Genomic DNA, 17,094 nt, shown 5'->3' with positions numbered 1-17,094 from the left:
CCGCCACAGGAAGGTCGGCAGATGATGCTGGCGATGGACGTGTCCGGCAGCATGAGCGAGCCGGACATGGTGCTTGGCGCACAGCCAGTGGAGCGCCTGACCGCTGCCAAGGCGGTGTTGGCCGATTTCCTCGACCGTCGTGCCGGTGATCGCGTCGGCCTGCTGGTGTTCGGCGACCGTGCCTACACGCTCACGCCGTTGACTGCGGATCTGTCCAGCGTGCGCGATCAACTGCGCGACAGCGTGGTCGGTCTGGCCGGGCGCGAGACGGCCATTGGTGATGCCATCGCGCTGGCGGTCAAACGCCTGCGCAACCAGCCCGAAGGGCAGCGTGTACTGATCCTGCTGACCGACGGCGTCAGCAACGCCGGTGTGCTGGAACCCCTGCGCGCTGCCGAGCTGGCACGTGCCGAAGGCGTGCGCGTGCACACCGTGGCCTTTGGCAGCGACGGCAGTGCGCGGTTCTTCGGCATTCCCGTGGCCGCTGATCGCGACCCGGTGGACGAGGCAACGTTGCGCAGGATCGCCGAGATGACCGGAGGCCGCTTCTTCCGTGCGCGTGACACCGACCAGCTGGTCGGCATCTATGCCGAGCTGGACAGGCTGGAGCCGATCGCCGCGAAGGGACCGACACTGCGTCCGCGCAACGAGCGCTATGCATGGCCGCTGGCTGTCGCGTTGCTGCTGGGCGCGTTGGCGTGGGTATGGCCGGAGCGCCGCCGATGAGCGCCACCTTCCTGAAGATGCCCGACTGGAGCGCGTTCGACTTGAGCACGTTCGATTGGAGCGCGCTGCATTTCCTGCGCCCGGACTGGTTGTGGATGCTGGCGGCACTGCCGCTGATCGTGGCGGTGGCCGTATACCGGCAACGGCGCGGCGATGCCTGGCGGCAGGCGGTCGATGCCCACCTGTTGTCGCACTTGCTGGCTGGCGAGGGAAAGCGACGCGCGCGCCTGCCATGGGCGTTGCTGCTGGGCTGGACCGTGGCTGCACTGGCGATGGCTGGCCCCAGCTGGCGGCAGCAGGCGCAGCCGGTCTATCAGGCCAGCGCACCGCTGGTGGTGGTGCTGGATCTGTCCAGCCGCATCACCGCGACCGACCTGCCACCCTCGCGCCTGCTGCAGGCGCGGGCAAAAATCGGCGCGTTGCTGCGCGCCCGTCAAGGCGGGCAGGTGGGTCTGGTGGTGTATGCCGAAGATGCCTATACCGTGGCGCCATTGACCGACGACGCTGCAAACGTGGCGCTGTACCTGGATGCGCTGGCGCCGGAGGTGATGCCGCGTGATGGCCAGCGCGCTGATCGTGGCATCGACTGGGCGGTCCGGTTGCTGCGGCAGACCGGTGCCCTGCGCGGCCAGATTCTCCTGGTCAGCGACCAGGCTGACAGCGAAGCGATGCTTGCGGCAACGCAGGCGCGTGGTCTCGGCCTGCAGGTGTCGGTGCTGGGCCTGGGCACGCCGTCCGGCGCCGCGTATCGCGATGGTCAAGGCCAGATCGCTCAGGCCGCGCTGGATGAAACCAGCCTGCGTGCCGTCGCCACTGCAGGCGGCGGGCGTTACCAGCGCATCGCCAGCGATGATCGCGATCTGCAGGCACTGGACGTGCTGGATGCCAGCGATGGCGGCGCACTGGAGCGGCCCGGGCAGGCCCGGCAATGGCAGGACGAAGGCTATTGGTTGTTGCCGCCGGTGATGCTGCTGGCACTGCTGGCGTTCCGCCGCCGTGCGGTGCTGGCGGCGGTGCTGGCCGTGGGTCTTCTGCCCTTGAGCGGGCAATTGCAGGCACAGCCGCGCGCGCCGACAGCTGCACCGACACCTGCACCGGCAGCGGGCACGTTGTGGGAACGTGCCGACCAGCGTGAGCATGCGCGCCTGGCTGCGGGTGTGCAGGCCTACCGTCAAGGTGATTTCGCTACCGCCCGCAAGCAGTTCGAAGGCATCGACAGCGACGCTGGCTGGTACAACCTCGGTAACGTGCTTGCCCGTCAGGGCGACTACGACGGCGCCATTGCCGCGTACGACAAGGCCCTGACGCGCCACCCGCAGATGGCCGACGCCGTCGCCAACCGTGCCGTGGTCGACGCCGCGCGCAAGCGCAAGCCGCCGTCGAACAACAGCCAGGGGCAGGGCAAGGGGCAGCAGAAGCCGCAGCAGGGCCAGCAGCAGAACCAGCAGGGCCAACAAGGTCAGCAAGGTCAGCAAGGTCAGCAAGGTCAGCAAGGTCAGCAGAATCAGCCGCAGCAAGGCCAGCAGAATCCGCAACAGGGCCAGCAAGGCCAGCAGCAACCGCAGGGCCAGAAGGGCCAGCAGAACCCGACGTCTGCAGGCTCCGGCCAGCAGGGTGCGAAGCAGGAGCCACCGCAGGCAGCCGACGCGCAGGCCCAGGCGCAGGCCGATGCCCAGCAGCGTCAGCGCATGCAGCAGGCCCTGCAGCAGGCGCGCGCTGGTGAAGCCGGCAAGACGGCAGTGCGCGGCGATGGCGGCACGCCGCAACAGCGCGAGGAACAGCAGGCCGTGGAGGCCTGGATGCGGCGCGTACCGGATGATCCGGGGGCATTGCTGCGGGCCAAGTTCCAGTTGGAAAACGAACGTAGAAAGAGGGAAGGGCGATGACAGGCATGGCGAGCAGGCAATTCCGGTGGGCTCTGCCTGTGCTGGCGATGCTGCTGCTGTGGCTGCCGATGGTGGCCATGGCGCAGACGCGCGCCTGGCTGGAACAGGACAGCATCGCCGCCGGTGATGCGGTCACCCTGCACATCGAGACCGACGAAGGTGCACCGGACTATGCACCGTTGAATGCTGATTTCGCGCTCAGCGCGCAGAGCAGCAATCGCCAGGTGCAGTGGAGCAACGGCGGCGTCCAGCAGCGCAACCTCTATACGGTTGCGCTGACGCCGCGCCGCACCGGTACGCTGCAGGTGCCCTCGTTGCAGGTCGGCAGTGCACGCACCGCTCCCCTGTCGCTGCAGGTCACTGATGCAGTGGTGGCGACCCCGCAGAGCAATGCCACCGCCTTCATCGAAACCGAGGTGGATGACCCGACGCCCTATGTGCAGCAGAGCGTGGGCGTGGTGGTCAGGCTGTACTTCGCCTCGCAGCTGGCATCGGGTGAACTGGTGCTCGACACCCCCAGTGGCGCTTCGCTGCAGCGGGTGGGGGAGGATCGCAGCGACGTGCGCCAGGTCAATGGGCGTCGCTACAACGTGGTCGAACGTCGCTTCCTGCTGATTCCCGAGCGCAGCGGTGCGTTGCGTGTGCCTGGCGCGCGCTTCACCGGCCGCAGTGCCGGGGGCTTCTTCGATGACTTCTTCGGCAGCGGTGGCGATGGCCGCATGAATGCTGTCGGTGCCGAACGCACGCTGCAGGTGCAGGCACAACCGGCGCAGGCCGTGCAGCCGTGGTTGCCCCTGTACAGCCTGCAGCTGCGCTACACCACGGCACCCAGCAGTGCGCGCACGGGCGAAGCGGCCACCGTGATGGTCGAAGCAATCGCCAACGGCGCTACCCGGGCCCAGTTCACCGATCTGCCCGTGCCCGACCTCGGCGACGCCGCGCAGGTGTTCGCCGAACCGGCCCAGTACGAGGAGACCTTCAACGGCAGCACGCCACGCCTGAAGATCACCCGTCGCTATTCGATCGTGCCGCGGCAGGTTGGATCGCTGCGTGTGCCGGGGCCGCGCGTGGCGTGGTGGAATGTGGACAGCGGCAGTGCCCAGCAGGCCAGCCTGCCGGATCTGGAGCTGGCTGTGGCCGCAGGCCGGGCCGGCGCGCCCGTGGCACAACCGATCGATACCGATGCCGCGCTGCCGGAAGACGCCGCGCCCGCCGTTGCATCCTCTCTTGCACCGACCGCAGCCGGCACCCGGCCGTGGCCGTGGATGGCCGCCGCCGCAGGTCTGGCCGTGCTGTGGCTGTTGACCCTGGCATGGGGATGGCGACGTGGGCGCCATGCGGTCGCCCATGCCCGCCCGGTTCTCCGCATTGGGGCAATCGCACCTGCGACGTCGTCGCGTGCCAGTGTGGCCGAGCTGCGCCGGGCCATCGATGGCGAGGGCTTCGACCAAGTGGAGGCGCTGCTGTGTTCGATGGCGGGCGTGGAGCGCCTGGAACAGGTGATCGAGCGCCTGGCCGATCCGGCCCAGCGGCAGACCCTGCAGGCGTTGCAGCAGGCGCGCTGGGGCGGGATGGGCGATGTCACCGCGCTGCGGGCCCGTCTGCGCGAAAGCTTCCGTGACGGACCGCACTGGTCGGCCGCCAGCGGCGCCGTCGACACTGGGCTGCCGCCGCTGTATCCGCCGCGGCAACCCTGAACCGGCGCGGCTTGCGCGCTTTGTTAGAGTAGATTCATTTTTCGAGGAATCCCGCGCATGACAGCAGCTGCTGCCGACAAGAAGAAGTTGCCCCTGCATTGGAAGATGGGCATCGGCTTTGCGATCGGCCTGGTCCTGGGACTGATCGTGCATGCCCTGGGCGGCAGCATCGAAGGCCTGCAGACCGGTGCCAAGTGGGTAATGGACTACGTCACCACCCCGGCTTCGGGCCTGTTCCTCAACCTGATCTTCATGCTGATCGTGCCGCTGATCTTCTCGGCGCTGATCATGGGCGTATCGGAGATGGGCGACATCCGCGCCCTTGGCCGCATCGGCTGGAAGACGTTGGCCTACACCGTGCTGCTGTCCGGCATCGCAGTGGGTATCGGCCTGGTGCTGGTCAACCTGCTCAAGCCCGGTGCCGGCGTCGACCCGCAGGTGGCCGCGCTGATGCTGTCGGAGAACGCCGAGCGCAGCAAGGAAATCGTGGCTGGCATCCATGGCACGCCGAAGGGCATGGACATGCTGCTGTCGATCGTGCCGAGCAACGTGCTGCAGGCCGCTTCGGACAATGGCGCGATCCTGTCGCTGATGTTCTTCGCGCTGATGTTCGGTATCGGCATGGTGCTGACCGACGAGGCGAAGGTGGCCCCGCTGCGTCGCGCCATCGAAGGCGTGTTCGAAATCTCGATGACGCTGATCAACCTGGTCATCCGCCTGGCGCCGTATGCCGTGGCCTGCTTCATGTTCAACCTGGCCGCGCTGTTCGGCTTCGACCTGATCATCCGCCTGGGTGCCTACGTGGGCGTGGTGGTGCTGGCGTTGGGCCTGCACATGGTGGTGACCTACGGCACCGCGGTATGGCTGTCGGGGCGTTCGCCGCTGGCGTTCTTCCGCCAGACCCAGGAGGCCACGGTGATGGCCTTCTCCACCGCCTCCAGCAACGCAACCCTGCCGACCGCGCTGCGCGTGGCCGACCAGATGGGCCTGCCGCAGCGCGTGTCGCGCTTCGTGCTGACCGTGGGCGCCACCGCCAACCAGAACGGCACCGCGTTGTTCGAGGGCGTGACGGTGATCTTCCTGGCCCAGTTCTTCGGTGTCGACCTGAGCATCGGCCAGCAGGTCATGGTGATGGCGGTCTGCATCCTTGGTGGTATCGGTACCGCCGGTGTGCCGTCCGGCTCGCTGCCGGTGGTGGCGATGATCTGTGCGATGGTCGGCGTCAATCCGCTGGGCATCGGCCTGATCCTGGGCGTGAACCACTTCCTGGACATGTGCCGCACCGCGCTGAACGTGACCGGCGACCTGGCCCTGACCACCCTGGTGGCCAAGGGCGAAGCCGCGGACACCCCGGCCGAGATCGCTGCCGCCGCGGCCCGTCTGGACAACTGACCCAGGCAATACCTGATCGGGGTCGGAGCCCTTTCCGCAGGAAAGGGCTCCGACCCCTTTTCATATGCGGAATCCAGCGGAAATCATGAAGTTGCCGGCCAGCGGCCGGCACTGCCGCCTTGTTGGCCTGACCCCACCCGGCGTCTGTGGGACAATAGGCCGCCCGCAGTTCCGCGGCCGCCTCCCGATTCCGACAGAACCATGACGCAGCCTACCCGTCGCCAGTTGGCCAACGCCATCCGCTTCCTTGCCGCCGATGCGGTTGAAACCGCAAAGTCCGGCCACCCCGGCATGCCCATGGGCATGGCCGACATCGCCGAAGTCCTCTGGAATGACTACCACCGTCACAACCCGAACAACCCGCAGTGGTTCAACCGCGACCGCTTCGTGCTGTCCAACGGCCACGGCTCGATGCTGCAGTACGCGCTGCTGCACCTGAGCGGCTATGACCTGCCGATCGAGCAGCTGAAGGCGTTCCGCCAGCTGGGCAGCCACACCGCTGGCCATCCGGAGCGTCACGAGACCCCGGGCGTGGAGACCACCACCGGTCCGCTGGGCCAGGGTTTCGCCAACGCCGTCGGTTTTGCCTTGGCCGAGAAGCTGCTGGCACAGCGCTTCAACCGCCCGGAGCTGGAAATCGTCGACCACCGCACCTGGGTATTCATGGGCGATGGCTGCCTGATGGAAGGCATTTCCCACGAAGCCGCCTCGCTGGCCGGCACCTGGGGCCTGCACAAGCTGGTCTGCTTCTGGGATGACAACCACATCTCCATCGACGGCAACGTCGAGGGCTGGTTCACCGACAACACCCCAGAGCGTTTCGAGGCCTATGGCTGGAACGTGGTGCGTGGCGTCGATGGCCACGATCCGGAGAGCATCAAGGCCGGTATCGAAGCGGCCCTGTCGCAGGACGGCAAGCCGACCCTGATCTGCTGCCGCACCACGATCGGTTTTGGTTCGCCGAACAAGGCCGGCAAGGAATCCAGCCACGGCGCACCGCTGGGCAAGGACGAGCTGGAAGCCACCCGCAAGGCGCTGGACTGGAATTACGGCCCGTTCGAGATTCCGGAAGAGATCTACGCCGGCTGGCGTGCCGGCGGTACCGGCACCCTGCGTCAGGCCGAGTGGGAGCAGCAGTTCGACAAGTACGCTGCGCAGTACCCGGCTGAAGCCGCTGAACTGACCCGTCGCTCGCATGGTGATCTGCCGGCCGACTTCGTTGCCAAGGCCGATGCCTACATCGCCCAGGTTGCCGCCGAAGGCCAGACCATTGCGTCGCGCAAGGCGTCGCAGCTGGCCATCGAAGCCTTCGCACCGTTGCTGCCGGAAATCGTTGGTGGTTCGGCCGACCTGGCGCACTCGAACCTGACCCTGTGGAAGGGCAGCAAGTCCGTCGCCACCGACGATGCCAATGCCAACTACGTGTACTACGGTGTGCGCGAGTTCGGCATGACCGCGATCGCCAATGGCCTGGCCCTGCACGGTGGTTTCATTCCGTTCGACGCCACCTTCCTGGTGTTCAGCGATTACGCCCGCAATGCCGTGCGCATGAGCGCGCTGATCCCGGCCCACGCCATCCACGTCTACACCCACGACTCAATCGGCCTGGGCGAAGACGGCCCGACCCACCAGCCGGTGGAGCATCTGGCCTCGCTGCGCTACATCCCGAACAACGACGTGTGGCGTCCGTGCGACGCGGTCGAGTCGGCCGTGAGCTGGAAGGCTGCGATCACCCGCCAGGACGGCCCGAGCTGCCTGGTGTTCAGCCGCCAGAACCTGCCGCACCAGCCGCGCGACGCCGAGCAGATCGCACAGATCGAGCGTGGCGGCTATGTGCTGGCCGATGCTGCCGGCACCCCGGACGTGATCCTGATCGCGACCGGTTCGGAAGTCTCGCTGGCGACCGAAGCGAAGGCGCAGCTGGATGCGGCCGGCCTGAAGACCCGCGTGGTCTCGATGCCGTCCACCGATGTGTTCCTGCGCCAGGATGCGGCCTACCGCGAATCGGTACTGCCGAACGCCGTGCGCAAGCGCGTGGCGATCGAAGCCGGTATCACCGGCTTCTGGCGCCAGTTCGTCGGCCTGGACGGTGCAGTGATCGGTATCGACACCTTCGGTGCTTCGGCCCCGGCCGACAAGCTGTACCAGCACTTCGGCATCACCACTGCACACGTGGTGGAAGCAGCCAAGGCGCTGTAAGCCGCGCTGCAATGGAATACGGAAAAGGCCGGCGAAAGCCGGCCTTTTCTTTGCCTGTCAGGCGGTGCGTGCCAGGGCCAGCCTCAACAACCGTGCATTGAGCCGTTCGCCGAAGTCCTTGGGCGACTGCAGTTCCATCCGCTGCAGGTACACCGCGTCGCCATCACCTGCAGGCTGCCACAGCGCGGCCCACACGGTGCGCAGCTTGCTGCCGCGCGTCTGCGTGTTGGCCTTCAGCCAGCCCAGTGCCTTCACCAGCACCTGTTCGATCTCGGTGAAGTCGCTGCCCAGCGGGTAATCGGGCAGGGTGCCATCGTTGCGGAACGGCGCCAGCGCGGCCGCCAGTGCCTGCGGTGTATTGCGCTGCTGCCGCTGCGCATCAGGTTGTGCCGTTGCTGCCAGCTTGCGCGCCGCGAAGGCCTGCTGCAGCAGCGCGCCCTGGAATGGCGCCTCGGTGATTGCCGCCATCGCGTGCACACAGTCGTCGTCGGTCAGGCCGCGCACATCGGCGATGCCGTACTCGTTGAGATAGATGTCACGCAGGTGGCGCGGAATGGTCGTGTGCCCGTAGTTCCAGCGCACATTGGAGTCGCGCTGGCCCTTGTCATCGCGCGCGGCGCGGAACATCAATACGCTGCGGGCTTCCGGCAGCGCATGCGCCATCGCCACGAAGTTGTACTGGCCGCCCACACCGGAGACCACGCGTCCGTCTTCCAGTGCATCGGACACCGCTGCGCCCAGTGCGGTGGCCATCATGCAGGAGTTGAAAAAGCGGGCGTGCCGGCGCTGCAGGCGTTCCAGTGTTTCGTTGCCGCCGTACAACTGGTTGATCTCGCTGATGCGGCGCATACCGATCGCCCGGCATTCGTCCTCGGGCAGGGTGCGCAGCCATTCGTAGAATTCGGATGAGCCCAGGTAGAACGCGCCGTGCAGGTATTCGCCCTCCGCCTCCAGTGTGGCGTGGTCGATGGACAGCGTGCTGCCGTTCTCGATGCGCTGCATCAGCGCCAGGTCATCATGCACCTTGCGCTTGATCACGCCGGTCTGCACCAGCCGGCGGAAGCCCTCGTTGAGCATTTCGCTGCAGCCGTACAGGCCGATCTCGAACGGCTCCAGCCCGCCGATCTCCTGTACCAGCGGATGGCTGGCCAGTTGCGGGTCCAGCGCGTCCAACACGCGCCGGTAGCGCGCGTTGTCGGTGTGGCGCAGTACCAATGCGTGGCTGAGTGCATCGGCCAAGGTGCCGATGCCGATCTGCAGCGTGCCGCCGTCGCGCACCAGGGTGCTGGCATACAGGCCGATGGCGTAGTCGGCGTCGGCCACCGGTTGCCGTGGCAACCCGAACAACGCCGGATACGGCGGCGGCGGGGTGATGACCAGATCGAAGAAGGACACGTCGACCGTGGCCGTGCCGCCCAGATACGGCAACTGCGGATCGATCTCGGCGACCAGCAGCGGGCGCGGCAGGCCGCGCGCGGTCATCGCGTCCAGCGTGTCCTGGGTGATGTCGTTGTTGCAGGACAGCGAAAGGCGCCGGTCGTCCGGGCGCATCGCTACTTTCTGCACGATCACCTGCGGCGCGCGCTGGGCCACGGCGTCGGCAGCGTGGGTGTAGTTGAGGCTGGTGTAGCTGGACTGCGCCTGCCGCGAACCGAGCAGGGCACCGGACTGCATGTAGAACTCTTCCACCTGCACGTGCGCTGGCAATGCGTCGCGCGCGATCGCATCGGCATAGGCCAGGCGCGGGAAGCCTTCACCGAAATGGCGGGACGCGAACGGCGCCATGAAGCGCGCTTCCAGGCCGTCTCCCTTCGCCTGCGGCGGGTTCAACGACAGCGCGGTGTACAGCTGCAGCGGCCGCGACGGGTCCTGTTCCACACGCGCATACAGGGCGTTGAGCAGGCGGTGAGGTTTACCCAGCGCCAGCGGTGCACCGATCCGCAGCGGCCCATCCACGCGCGCGAACAGCCAGTCAACGGCGGCGTCGAGGTCGGTGAGGTGTTCGGTCATCCGGGGCGATCCTGCTTGGGGGGAGTGCTGGCATTACAGCATGTCGGGCTTGAACCGCCGTCGACGCGAGACTTCGGCGCCGGCCACCATGAACCGGCCGTCACCGCGATAGTGCACCGTCCGTGGCAGCTTCGGCCGCGGCGCCACGTGCGCGCGCACGATTTCCCAGATGAAGAGATTGCTCGATTCGACCTGGCTGTCGTCATGCAGGCGGCACTCGAAACTGGAATGGCACTGGCCCACCAGCGGTGCCCCCACGTCCCGTGACGGCACCGCATCCAGGCCGAACCGTTCGAACTTGTCCACGTCGCGGCCGCTGCAGTTGCCGATGTCGACCACGGTGTCCAGCAGTTCGACCCCCGGCACGTTGATCACGCACTCGCCGCTGCCGCGCGCCAGGCCGAAGCTGTGGTTCTCGTTCCACAGGTAGGTGGCCACCAGTGAGGGCGAAAAGCCCATCACCATGTGCCAGCCCATCGTCATCAGGTTGCGCTGGCCACGCCAGGCGGTGCTGACCAGCACGATCGGGCCGGGTTCGAGGAAGCGCCGCGCCTGTTCGACGGGGAAATCACGCTTGCGCAAGGGTTTCATGCCGGTACCTGCGATGGAGGTCTCCATGCTGGCGCAGGCGCGATGAAGTACGGGTCGAGAGCTTGACAGCAGGTTCGATTACGCGCGTAATCAAGTCGTCGATTACGGATGTAAACCATGACCCCGATCAGCGAAGCCGAGGCCGTAGTGATGGAGGTGCTGTGGCAGCAGGCACCGCGCACCGCCGATGAGGTCGTGGCGGCACTGGCCCACCGCAACTGGGCCGAACCGACCATCAAGACCCTGCTAAACCGATTGCTGACCAAGGGCGCGGTGGCGGCCGAGCGCGATGGCCGGCGCTATCTGTACCGGCCGCTGCTGCAGCGCCAGGCATGGGTGCAGGCGCAGAGCCAGGACTTCCTTGGGCGTGTGTTCGAAGGCCGGGTGGCGCCGCTGGTGGCGCATTTCAGCGAACGTGGGCAGCTCAGCGCACAGGACATCGCCGAACTGAAGAAGCTGATCCAGGAGCTGGATGATGAATGAGCTGCTCGACGGACTGTGGCGTGCCAGCTTGTGGCTGGCGCTGGGGGTAATTCTGCTGGCAACAGTGCGGCCGCTGCTGCTGCGGCTGGGTGGCGCTGGACTGGTGTATCGCAGCTGGTGGCTGCTGCCGCTGCTGCTGGCCGCGCTGCTGCTTCCCTTGCCGCAGGTCGCGCTGTTGCAGCATGTGCCGACCTTGCCGCTGAAGGTGGTGCCCGAACCAGGGGAAGGTCTGCCAACGGTGCCGCTGCAATGGCCCTTGCTTCTGTTGTTGGTGTGGGCGCTGGGCGCGGGCATTTGCCTGCTGCGCGACCTGCGCGCACAGCGCCGCTTCGAACGTGGCATGGGCGGCCTGCAGGCACGCGCCGATGGCAGCTGGCAGGCCAGTGGCGATCCCGGGCTGCCGGCGCTGGTGGGCCTGTGGCGGCCGCGCATTGTGGTCGGCCCCGATTTCGACCAGCAGTTCACCGCGCAGGAGCAGCGCCTGATCCTGCAGCACGAGCACAGCCATCGTCGCAATGGCGATCACTGGGCCAACGGCGCGCTGTTGCTGATGCGCGCGATGTTCTGGTTTCACCCGCTGCTGCCCTGGGCCGCACGTCGTTTCCTGCGTGACCAGGAACTGGCCTGCGATGCCCGCACCATTGCCTCGCAGCCAGCGCTGCGCGGCCTCTACGCCAGCACGCTGCTGAAGGCGCAGCTGGTCCACCCGGTTGCGCCAGCGGTCTGCCACTGGCGCAGCCAACCTGTGTTGAAGGAGCGTATCGCCATGTTGAAGCAGTCCAAGCGGAAGGCATTGCCGTGGGTGTCGGGTCAGGTGCTGGTGGTCGGGTTGTGCCTGGGGATGGGCGCGGTGGCGTGGGCCAGCCAGAGTGGCGCAATGGCGGTCGGCCCAACGGTGGCTGTCATGGAGCGGGAGATCCAGGTCGAGAAGATGCCGCCACCGAGCTACCCGAAGAGCGCGTTCGAGCAGAGCCAGACAGGCGTGGTGGTGCTCCGCGTCGACGTTGATGCGCACGGTGCTGTCAGCGATGTGCGTGTAGTGAGCGCCACCAATCCGGGCGTGTTCGAAGCGGTGTCGATTGCAGCAGCGCGAAGCTGGACCTACCGTCCGGCGCTGAAGAGCGGCAAGCCGGTGGCGGGCGCCGTGCGCATTCCGATCACCTTCGCCATGGATGAGAGCGATGAAGTGACGGAGACCGCCAGGTGATGCGCATCACGCTGCTGTTGGCGGCGGGGATGCTGGCGGGCTGCGCCACACAGGAACGGCTGACCACCGTCGATACCCGCAATGAGAGTGTCGGTCATCAGCGCCTGCATGCGGACGGGAAAGGCGGCAGTGGCCAGGTGCAGGCGTACACGCTGGGAGCGACCGAAGGCTATCGGATGCCGCAACTGTATGCGGCGCCGGATCCGCAGATCGGTGATCGTGACCCGCGCACCGAGCTTGCGCCGACCACGATCTGCCTGCAGGTGGTGATCGATGCCGACGGCGCTGTCGAGCGAAGCCTGGCGCTGGTCGACCGCAGCGAATGCGCTGCAGGCGCGGCGAGCGAGAATGCGCCTCTGCTGCAGGCGGCGCAGGAGGCGGTGGCGATGTGGAAGTACTCACCCGCCGCCGTCTGCCACTTCGCACCGGGCAAGGTGCCGAGCGACCGTGGCGACTGCGAAGGCGCCGAGCGCGTTGAGCCAGTGCCGGTGAGCCTGCTGTATGCCTTCACCTTCGAGATCGTGAAGGGCCAGCATGTGGTGCGCACGCAGGGCAAATGACGCCACGTCATTCCCGCCGCGATGAAGCGACCGTGCGGCCCCTACGCACCGCCCCGGATGTTCGCCTTCACCGCCGGCTGCATCAGCGTTGGCTCTGCCAGGGTCGCATCACGCGCCTGACGCACGCTGACAAATTCGGCTTCGCCCACGCCGTCATGCACGTGGATGTTGTGCGCGCGCTGTTCACCAATGGTGGTTTCGTTGGCGAAATCGCGTCCGCCCGGGCCATAGTCGTGGCAGACGAAAACGCGGGTGGCATCAGGCAGGGCAAGCAGACGCTGGATCGAGCGGTACAGCTGCGCGGCATCTCCGCCGGGGAAATCGCAGCGTGCGGTGCCGCCATCGGGCATGAACAGCGAATCGCCGGTGAAGACAGCATCGTCGATCAGATAGGCGATGCTGTCGCTGGTGTGGCCGGGTACGGCGATGATGCGCCCCTGCAACTCACCCAGTGCAAAGGTCTCGCCATCGGCGAACAGATGATCGAAGACCGCATGTTCATCGGGCAGCTGCGGGCCATAGCGCGGTGCGAACGTGGCCTGCACCGCGCGGATGCCTTCGCCGATGGCCAACGTCGCCTGCGGGAACCGCTGCTTCAGTCGACGCCCCGCCGACACGTGGTCGGCATGGGCATGGGTTTCCAGCAGCCAGCGCACGTGCAGCTGCTGCTGCGCGATGGCATCGAGCATCGCGCGCACCGGCGATTCGCTGCTGGCGTCGGTATCCGGGTCGTAATCCAGTACCGGGTCGATCAGCGCGGCCTCCCTGCTGGCCGGGTCGCTGACCAGGTAGCTGAAGGTATTGCTGTCACGGTGGAAGAACGATTGCACCTGGACCGACATCGGATACTCCTCAGCGTGTGGCGAGCACGCGGTTCAGCAACTGCGCCAGATTCTCACCCGCCAGTCGCAGCTGCGCTTCGGCCACAGGCCGGTAACGCGTGGTGTAGTCGTCGCCGATCTTACGCGAGGCAGGGTAAACGCCCGGTTGCACGGAAATGCGGCAGCTGGTTTCAGCCCAGCTGACGGGATCACGCTGCGGGTTGGACTGGCGTGCCAGCTTCGGCGCCGGCAGCGCGCGCAGCACCGGCAGGTAGCCGGCATCGTCGACCTTGCGGGTATTGAGCATGCCGCTGTCCCACAGCGAGTGCAGGTTGGTACCGCGGTTGCCGAACTGCAGCTGGAAATCGTTGCCGCCCTTGTCATGGCCGTAGCCGGCGTGCATCGGCTGATGGATGTCGCCGACCAGGTGCACGACGAACTTCAGCGCCTGCAGGCGCTCGCCATCGGTCAGGCTGCGGTCGCCGAGGATCGCGCTCTGCGCCTTCAGCGCTTCGACGATGCAGTTGCCGCTCTTGCAGTGCTTCGGCGCCTCGTAATGGCAGCCATCTTCGGCGATGTTGACGTAGTGCCAGCCGGCCGAGCGACGGCCCAGGCCGGGGTCCTTGGCACGCAGCTGGTCGGCCCAGGGCGCGATGCTGGCGAGGGTGGCGCCGGGTTCGGTGGCCAGCAGGCGATCAACCTCGGTGCGTGCGGTCGGGTTGAGGCGGCTGTCGGCGACTTCGGCGACCAGGCGGTGGCCTTGCGCGCCCCAGGCGTGCGCGGGTGCGGACAGGGTCAGCAGGGCCGGCGCGAGGGCGGCGGCGAGGAACAGGGAGTGCAGTGCTTTCATCCGCTCATTCTAGCCAGCGGGGGAGATGGGTGGTTGACGGAAAGCGGCGCGTTCATTGTCGTCGGGGCGTGTGCGGCCGGGGCAGGCAGTGCGGGACACGCCGTAAACCCATCCACGGGGGCTCGAGGGCGCCATCCATGGCGCCAACGGTGCCCCGGCCGCACACCTCCAACATGGCCGCGCTGGCGGATGCAAACGTCAAAAGCAGAATCAGAGTCAAATGCAGGATCACATCCTGCGGCGCGCAATCGCATCCGGCCGATGGCAACTGCGACATGCGGATGCCGGCTTCTGCTTGCGCTTGCGCGCGCGCGGAAAATGGAAGGGCGAGGCAGGGGGAGGGGACGGGACCGTTGGCGCCATGGATGGCGCCATCGAGCCCCCAGGGATGGGTTTACGGCGTGTCCCGGCACCTTCCCCTGCCTCGACCCACACCGGTACCTGCGCCCGTCGTGCACAACAAAAAAGCCCCGGCACACACATACCGGGGCAACATGCTGCGAGGGTTTTGCCTGTAGCGGGGGAGCGGGGGCGAAGCCCCCGCCAAACAACCCCTTAGAACTTGAAGACGTAGGAAGCGCCGTAGACCAGCGGATCGATGTTGACCGTGCCGATCTTCTCGCCGTCCAGCTTCACCTTGCTGTCGATGTCGATCCAGCGCATGTCCACGCGCAGTGCGCCCTTCTCGCCAATCGCGAAGTCGATGCCCGCATGCGCGGCCAGGCCCCACGAATCCTGCAGCTTCAGCTTGCTGCTGGCCAGCGCACCGGTGGTGTCTTCGCTGAAGAAGGTGGTGTAGTTCAGGCCGGCGCCGACGAACGGCGACACCTTGCCCTTGCTGTTGAAGTGGTACTGCAGGGTGACCACCGGCGGCAGCTGCTTGGTGCTGCCCACGCGGCCCAGGCCGTTGATGTTGATGTCGTGCTTGAACGGCAGCGCCGCCAGCACTTCGATGCCTAGGTTGTCGGCGATGAAGTACTCACCGGTGATGGTCGGCTTGACGTCGTTGTCGACATCGACCTTCAGGGTGCCACCGGCCAGCCAGCCGTTGTTCGACTTCGGGGCGACCTGGTGCACGCCGGCGGAAATGGTCCAGTCGCCCTTGGACTGGGCCATGGCCGGGGCAGCGGCCAGCGACAGGGCGGCGGCCAGGCTGGCCACGATCAGGGGGGAGGTCTTGCGCATGGGGGTGATCTCGTTGCTGGGTGGATGTGGCCAGTCTCGGCCTCACGCCGCGCTAACGCTTTGATCCGGATCAAATCCTGTCCGGCCCCCGTCCCGGGGCCGGCCTTGGCCGGCGGTGGTCAAGGCCGGCCTGCTAGACTTGCGGGCCCTATCCACCCCGCCGCACCTGTCGCGGCTGCAGGAGCTTGAGAACATGGCAATCAAGGTTGGTATCAACGGTTTCGGTCGCATCGGGCGTAACGTCCTGCGCTCGGCGGTGCTGAACTTCGGCGACGACATCGAAATCGTGGCCATCAACGATCTGCTGGAGCCGGATTACCTGGCCTACATGCTCAAGTACGACTCCGTGCACGGCCGTTTCAAGGCCGACGTAGCCGTCGATGGCAAGGATCTGCTGGTCAACGGCAAGAAGATCCGCCTGACCCAGGAACGCGACCCGTCCAACCTGAAGTGGGACGAAGTCGGCGTCGACGTCGTGCTCGAAGCCACCGGGCTGTTCCTGGACAAGGTCAGCGCGCAGAAGCACATCGATGCCGGCGCCAAGAAGGTCATCCTGTCGGCACCGTCGAAGGACGATACGCCGATGTTCGTGTTCGGCGTGAACGACAAGACCTACGCCGGCCAGGCGATCATCTCCAACGCCTCGTGCACCACCAACTGCCTGGCGCCGCTGGCCAAGGTCATCAATGACAAGTGGGGCATCAAGCGCGGCCTGATGACCACCGTGCATGCGGCCACCGCCACCCAGAAGACCGTCGATGGCCCGTCCAACAAGGACTGGCGCGGCGGCCGCGGCATCCTGGAGAACATCATTCCGTCCTCCACCGGTGCAGCCAAGGCTGTCGGCGTGGTCATTCCGGAGCTGAACAAGAAGCTGACCGGCATGAGCTTCCGCGTCCCGACCTCGGACGTGTCGGTGGTCGACCTGACCGTCGAGCTGGAAAAGGAAGCCACCTATGCCGAGATCTGCGCCGAAGTGAAGGCACAGAGCGAAGGCGCGCTGAAGGGCATCCTGGGCTACACCGAGGACAAGGTGGTTGCCACCGATTTCCGCGGCGAAACCCACACCTCGGTGTTCGATGCCGACGCCGGCATCGCCCTGGACGGCACCTTCGTCAAGCTCGTGTCGTGGTACGACAACGAGTGGGGCTACTCCAACAAGTGCCTGGAAATGGCCAAGGTCGTCGCAGCCAAGTAAGGCCTGCGAAGATCGTCACGCGAACCCCGGCCTGGCCGGGGTTCGTCGTTTAAGGGGCCCGGCCTGACGTAGCATGGGCCCGTCGACCGCCGCCATCGTGGCGCGCGGGATCGCATTGGAAGGCGAGGAATGGAAGCACTCTTGGTCCTGGCAGTACTGGTCCTGCTGGCGATACCGCTGCTGCTGGTGGTGGCGCTGGTGATGATTGCCGGCCTGCGCCGGCGGGTCGCCGCGCTGGAGGCCGCACAGACCGTGCAGGTCGCGCCCACTCCGGCAGGGACGGTAGGCC

At 66.7% G+C, this 17,094-nt stretch carries 14 protein-coding genes; 9 read left to right on the top strand and 5 right to left on the bottom strand.

The window, feature by feature from the left end; translation table 11 throughout:
- The 5 genes from DBR20_RS01840 to tkt all read left to right on the top strand — a co-directional run.
- Positions 1–726 (top strand): VWA domain-containing protein (locus DBR20_RS01840; protein ID WP_258223101.1); only part of this gene is annotated, 726 nt, incomplete at its 5' end.
- A 17-nt stretch (positions 727–743) separates the two neighbouring features.
- A complete protein-coding gene (locus tag DBR20_RS01835) occupies positions 744–2,612 on the top strand; it encodes a tetratricopeptide repeat protein (RefSeq protein ID WP_108264990.1) in 1,869 nt (622 codons plus the stop codon).
- Entirely contained in the window at positions 2,609–4,309 is a 1,701-nt protein-coding gene (locus tag DBR20_RS01830; protein ID WP_108264986.1) for a BatD family protein, read from the top strand. The genes DBR20_RS01835 and DBR20_RS01830 overlap by 4 nt, the downstream gene beginning before the upstream one ends.
- A gap of 57 nt (positions 4,310–4,366) precedes the next feature.
- Positions 4,367–5,701, top strand: a complete 1,335-nt coding sequence (locus DBR20_RS01825) for a dicarboxylate/amino acid:cation symporter (RefSeq protein WP_089236644.1) — start codon at positions 4,367–4,369, stop codon at positions 5,699–5,701.
- 201 nt (positions 5,702–5,902) lie between these two features.
- Positions 5,903–7,900 carry a transketolase gene (gene tkt / locus DBR20_RS01820; RefSeq protein ID WP_108264985.1) on the top strand — a complete coding sequence of 666 codons (1,998 nt, stop codon included), beginning with the start codon at positions 5,903–5,905 and terminating at the stop codon, positions 7,898–7,900.
- A 57-nt stretch (positions 7,901–7,957) separates the two neighbouring features.
- Here the strand turns inward: tkt and DBR20_RS01815 are convergent, their stop codons facing one another.
- Both DBR20_RS01815 and DBR20_RS01810 read right to left on the bottom strand, forming a co-directional pair.
- The gene (locus DBR20_RS01815; RefSeq protein WP_108264984.1) at positions 7,958–9,910 is read right to left on the bottom strand and encodes an acetyl-CoA hydrolase/transferase C-terminal domain-containing protein; all 1,953 of its coding nucleotides are present in this window, start codon (positions 9,908–9,910) and stop codon (positions 7,958–7,960) included.
- 33 nt (positions 9,911–9,943) lie between these two features.
- Positions 9,944–10,501, bottom strand: a complete 558-nt coding sequence (locus DBR20_RS01810; RefSeq protein ID WP_108264983.1) for a flavin reductase family protein — start codon at positions 10,499–10,501, stop codon at positions 9,944–9,946.
- 117 nt (positions 10,502–10,618) lie between these two features.
- Between DBR20_RS01810 and DBR20_RS01805 the strand changes: the two genes are divergently transcribed.
- From DBR20_RS01805 to DBR20_RS01795, 3 genes are read left to right on the top strand one after another with little or no spacing between them, the layout of a single operon-like run.
- A complete protein-coding gene (locus DBR20_RS01805) occupies positions 10,619–10,984 on the top strand; it encodes a BlaI/MecI/CopY family transcriptional regulator (protein WP_108264982.1) in 366 nt (121 codons plus the stop codon).
- Complete coding sequence (locus DBR20_RS01800) at positions 10,977–12,191, top strand: TonB family protein (RefSeq protein ID WP_108264981.1); 1,215 nt, start codon at positions 10,977–10,979, stop codon at positions 12,189–12,191. The genes DBR20_RS01805 and DBR20_RS01800 overlap by 8 nt, the downstream gene beginning before the upstream one ends.
- Positions 12,191–12,751 (top strand): hypothetical protein, encoded by a 561-nt coding sequence (locus DBR20_RS01795; protein WP_108264980.1) that lies wholly within the window; start codon positions 12,191–12,193, stop codon positions 12,749–12,751. The genes DBR20_RS01800 and DBR20_RS01795 overlap by 1 nt, the downstream gene beginning before the upstream one ends.
- A gap of 41 nt (positions 12,752–12,792) precedes the next feature.
- Here DBR20_RS01795 and DBR20_RS01790 read toward each other — a convergent pair whose 3' ends face one another.
- The 3 genes from DBR20_RS01790 to DBR20_RS01780 all read right to left on the bottom strand — a co-directional run bounded on the left by DBR20_RS01790 (position 12,793) and on the right by DBR20_RS01780 (position 15,607).
- On the bottom strand, positions 12,793–13,593 hold the full coding sequence (locus tag DBR20_RS01790) for an MBL fold metallo-hydrolase (RefSeq protein WP_108264979.1): 801 nt from the start codon (positions 13,591–13,593) through the stop codon (positions 12,793–12,795).
- Between the two features lie 10 nt (positions 13,594–13,603).
- Positions 13,604–14,422 (bottom strand): S1/P1 nuclease, encoded by an 819-nt coding sequence (locus DBR20_RS01785; protein ID WP_108264978.1) that lies wholly within the window; start codon positions 14,420–14,422, stop codon positions 13,604–13,606.
- Between the two features lie 555 nt (positions 14,423–14,977).
- Entirely contained in the window at positions 14,978–15,607 is a 630-nt protein-coding gene (locus DBR20_RS01780; protein WP_108264977.1) for an OmpW family outer membrane protein, read from the bottom strand.
- Between the two features lie 193 nt (positions 15,608–15,800).
- Between DBR20_RS01780 and gap the strand changes: the two genes are divergently transcribed.
- Positions 15,801–16,805, top strand: coding sequence for a type I glyceraldehyde-3-phosphate dehydrogenase (gene gap / locus DBR20_RS01775; RefSeq protein WP_025874252.1), 1,005 nt, complete (start codon positions 15,801–15,803; stop codon positions 16,803–16,805).
- Positions 16,806–17,094: the final 289 nt, after the last annotated feature.

Origin of the sequence: Stenotrophomonas sp. HMWF023 (assembly GCF_003060985.1) — a bacterium.
Lineage (GTDB): Bacteria > Pseudomonadota > Gammaproteobacteria > Xanthomonadales > Xanthomonadaceae > Stenotrophomonas > Stenotrophomonas lactitubi.
The sequence above is the reverse complement of the archived record's forward strand: the minus strand, read 5'-3'. Positions and strand labels throughout refer to the sequence as shown.

Bases quoted from the DNA above. Each gene is read 5' to 3' on its own strand.
- DBR20_RS01835 (WP_108264990.1), top strand. From the start codon at position 744: ATGCCCGACTGGAGCGCGTTCGACTTGAGCACGTTCGATTGGAGCGCG.
- DBR20_RS01830 (WP_108264986.1), top strand. From the start codon at position 2,609: ATGACAGGCATGGCGAGCAGGCAATTCCGGTGGGCTCTGCCTGTGCTG.
- DBR20_RS01825 (WP_089236644.1), top strand. From the start codon at position 4,367: ATGACAGCAGCTGCTGCCGACAAGAAGAAGTTGCCCCTGCATTGGAAG.
- tkt (WP_108264985.1), top strand. From the start codon at position 5,903: ATGACGCAGCCTACCCGTCGCCAGTTGGCCAACGCCATCCGCTTCCTT.
- DBR20_RS01815 (WP_108264984.1), bottom strand. From the start codon at position 9,910: ATGACCGAACACCTCACCGACCTCGACGCCGCCGTTGACTGGCTGTTC.
- DBR20_RS01810 (WP_108264983.1), bottom strand. From the start codon at position 10,501: ATGAAACCCTTGCGCAAGCGTGATTTCCCCGTCGAACAGGCGCGGCGC.
- DBR20_RS01805 (WP_108264982.1), top strand. From the start codon at position 10,619: ATGACCCCGATCAGCGAAGCCGAGGCCGTAGTGATGGAGGTGCTGTGG.
- DBR20_RS01800 (WP_108264981.1), top strand. From the start codon at position 10,977: ATGAATGAGCTGCTCGACGGACTGTGGCGTGCCAGCTTGTGGCTGGCG.
- DBR20_RS01795 (WP_108264980.1), top strand. From the start codon at position 12,191: ATGCGCATCACGCTGCTGTTGGCGGCGGGGATGCTGGCGGGCTGCGCC.
- DBR20_RS01790 (WP_108264979.1), bottom strand. From the start codon at position 13,593: ATGTCGGTCCAGGTGCAATCGTTCTTCCACCGTGACAGCAATACCTTC.
- DBR20_RS01785 (WP_108264978.1), bottom strand. From the start codon at position 14,422: ATGAAAGCACTGCACTCCCTGTTCCTCGCCGCCGCCCTCGCGCCGGCC.
- DBR20_RS01780 (WP_108264977.1), bottom strand. From the start codon at position 15,607: ATGCGCAAGACCTCCCCCCTGATCGTGGCCAGCCTGGCCGCCGCCCTG.
- gap (WP_025874252.1), top strand. From the start codon at position 15,801: ATGGCAATCAAGGTTGGTATCAACGGTTTCGGTCGCATCGGGCGTAAC.